Genomic DNA, 2,977 nt, shown 5'->3' with positions numbered 1-2,977 from the left:
CACCGCGCGCAAGCACTGTCCAGGATGCCGCGAAGCGGCACCGACGCCTCGCGCCGGCGCGCAGCGTCCTGGACAGTTGCGAGCACGGTGCGATGCTATCGGCAGGTCGCGTGGCCTTCATCATCGCCGATGCCGGCGGGGTTACCGCCCCGCCAAGATTCCTCTTGCCAATGGGTAGGAAGTCCAAGGTGCCAGCGATGCGGATTTTGAATTGAGGTTCGAACTCATGCAGCTCCGTTGCTTTGTGGCTTTGGCAGAGGAGCTGCATTTCGGTCACGCGGCGGGGCGGCAAAGATGGGGCTGGACCCGGACCTGGTCGGCGAGGTGGTGAACAGCGGCACGGGGCGCAGCTACGCGTTCGGAGTTCTTCCTCTCGCGCATCCTGCGCGGACATTTCGGCGACGGCTACCCGATGGCGCACGCCTACAAGGACCTGGTGAGCGCCGCCGAGCTCGGCGCCAATCTCTGCATCCCCATGCCGGTGCTGGCCGCGGCGACGGCCACGTACCAGGCGGCGCTGCTGCGCGGCCATGGCGAGAAGGACAAAGGCGGCATGGTTCTCGTCTTCGAGGAATTGCTCGGCGTGCAGTTCCGAAGCCACCCCCAATCGTGACGGAGCCTGCCATGACCGACGAACCGCATGGCCTCGACCGCGGGCTGACGAATTACGGCGATCGCGACTTCGCGCGCTTTCTGCGCCGTTCCTTTGCGCGCTCGATGGGCATCTCCCGCGAGCTCCTGGACAAGCCGGTCGTCGGCGTCGCCATGACGCCGTCGGGCTTCAACAACTGCCATCGCTACATGCCGGAACTGGTGGAGGCCGTGTCGCGTGGCGTGTTCGCGGAAGGCTGCCTGCCCCGGCCTTTTCCAACGATCTCGCTCGGGGAAGTATTCCTGAACCCGACGAGCATGATGTACCGCAACCTCATGTCGATGGACACCGAGGAGATGATCCTCGCGCAACCCATGGACGCGGTCGTCCTGATCGGCGGCTGCGACAAGACGGTGCCGGCGCAGTTGATGGGCGCGGCTTCGGCCGGCGTCCCCGCAATTCAGCTGGTGACCGGGCCGATGTCGACCGGGCGGCACAAGGGTCAGCGGCTCGGCGCGTGCACGGATTGCCGAGGCTTCTGGGCGAAGTACCGCGCGGGTTCGGTGGAGTCAGACGAGATCGAAACGGTCGAAGGTCGCTTGTCCGTCACCGCCGGCACCTGCGCCGTCATGGGCACTGCCAGCACGATGGCCTGCATTACGGAAGCACTCGGCATGGCGCTGCCGGGCACGGCGGCAATCCCCGCGGTGCACGCGGACCGTCTGGCGGCGGCGGAGGAAACCGGCAAGGCGGCGGCGCGCCTGATCCGTTCGCGCATCACGCCCGGGCAGGTCATCACCGAAAAATCCGTCGAGAATGCAATCCGCGTGCTGATGGCGATCGGCGGATCGACGAACGCGATCGTGCACCTGACGGCGATTGCAGGGCGGCTGGGCATGAAGATCACGCTATCGCGCTTCAACGAACTTTCCGACGAGACCCCCGTGCTGGTCGACCTGAAGCCAGTCGGCAACGGCTACATGGAGGACTTCCACGCTGCCGGCGGTGTAGGCGCACTGCTGCGCGAACTGCGCCCGCTGCTCCATCTTGATACAATCGACGTGGAGGGACGGAGCCTTCGCGAGCGCCTCGACGAGCCCGCAGCGTGGGTTGATCGAGCGGTAATCCGTCCCTTGGCCGATCCAATTTCGAGAGTCGGCGGGCTTGTGGCGCTCGCAGGCAGCCTGGCGCCGGACGGGGCAATCTTCAAGCGAGCTGCAGCGACACCGGCTCTATTTGAGTCCGAGGGCCGGGCCGTCGTGTTCACTGGACTGGAGGACCTGAGCACCAGGATCGACGATCCTGACCTTAACGTGGGCCCGGGCGATATCCTGGTCCTCCAAAATGCGGGGCCGTGCGCGGCGGGCATGCCCGAAGCCGGCTATCTGCCTATTCCCAAGAAGCTCGCCGAGGCCGGCGTCAAGGACATGGTCCGCGTCTCGGACGCACGCATGTCGGGAACAGCCTTCGGCTCGATCGTGCTGCACGTGGCGCCGGAAGCGGCCGTTGGCGGACCGCTCGCTGCCGTGCGCAACGGTGACCGCATTCGTCTCTCCATCGCGAACAAGCGGATCGATCTGTTGGTCGAAGAGGCCGAGCTCAAGCGGCGCCTGGCGGATTTCGAGCCACCTCTGGCGCCGGCCCGCGGCTACAAGGCTCTGTACCGGCGCACCGTGCTGCAAGCTCCAGAAGGCTGCGATTTCGACTTCTTGAGGGCGAAAATCGGATGAATGAGAATCGCGCCCACGGGCTGCGCACCTTCTTAGGACCGAGAGTTATTGCGCGGTTCCGCGGCTTGGCCCGCTCAAGTCGGGCAGTCTTCGACTGCTCGGACGGAAATGGTCACACCGGATGCGTACGATGACGAGCATACCCGAGAGCGATGCGCAGCGTCTCGTTGCACGCAGCGCAGCAAGGCCTGCAAAGAAAGCTTCCCGCCGGATGCGCCGTGTGCTGGCGCTCGACGATCTCGAGCCTCTTGCCCGCAGCCATCTCCCTCGGCCAATTTTCGGATTCATTTCTGGTGCTGCGGAGACGATTACCTCGCTCAAGGCCAACCGGGAGGCGTTTCAGGACTACGCGTTTATTCCGCGCGTTCTTGTGGATACGTCGACCCGGAGCCAAGCGAAGACCCTGTTCTGTCACGAGTATGCCGCTCCATTTGGCATCTCTCCAATGGGCGCGAGCGCCCTGGCCGCCTATCGAGGCGACCTTGTTCTTGCTCGCGTCGCGAGCCAAGCCAGGATCCCTTTCATCCTCAGCGCATCCTCCCTGATCAGGCTCGAAGAGGTTCGAGAGGCCGGCCAGACCGCTTGGTTTCAGGCATATCTGCCAGGCGAGCCTGCTCGCATTGCGTCTTTGATGGACCGAGTGGCCAATGCAGGC

At 64.9% G+C, this 2,977-nt stretch carries 4 protein-coding genes; all 4 read left to right on the top strand.

Features of this window, described 5'->3' with window-relative positions:
• The coding region (locus JOY90_RS36575) for a hypothetical protein (protein ID WP_291695949.1) at positions 1 to 215 on the top strand (215 nt) is incomplete at its 5' end.
• A 197-nt stretch (positions 216 to 412) separates the two neighbouring features.
• Positions 413 to 613, top strand: coding sequence for a hypothetical protein (locus tag JOY90_RS36570; protein ID WP_291695948.1), 201 nt, complete (start codon positions 413 to 415; stop codon positions 611 to 613).
• A gap of 11 nt (positions 614 to 624) precedes the next feature.
• Positions 625 to 2,322, top strand: a complete 1,698-nt coding sequence (locus JOY90_RS36565; RefSeq protein ID WP_291695947.1) for a dihydroxy-acid dehydratase — start codon at positions 625 to 627, stop codon at positions 2,320 to 2,322.
• 130 nt (positions 2,323 to 2,452) lie between these two features.
• A partial coding sequence (locus JOY90_RS36560; RefSeq protein WP_367277041.1) for an alpha-hydroxy-acid oxidizing protein occupies positions 2,453 to 2,977 on the top strand: 525 nt, incomplete at its 3' end.

The organism is Bradyrhizobium sp., from assembly GCF_019242285.1.
In the GTDB taxonomy this organism is placed as follows: Bacteria; Pseudomonadota; Alphaproteobacteria; order Rhizobiales; family Xanthobacteraceae; genus Bradyrhizobium.
The sequence above is the reverse complement of the archived record's forward strand: the minus strand, read 5'-3'. Positions and strand labels throughout refer to the sequence as shown.

What these genes read in the sequence shown, in the direction of transcription:
- JOY90_RS36570 (WP_291695948.1), top strand. Translation starts at nt 413, where the DNA reads ATGGCGCACGCCTACAAGGACCTGGTGAGCGCCGCCGAGCTCGGCGCC.
- JOY90_RS36565 (WP_291695947.1), top strand. Translation starts at nt 625, where the DNA reads ATGACCGACGAACCGCATGGCCTCGACCGCGGGCTGACGAATTACGGC.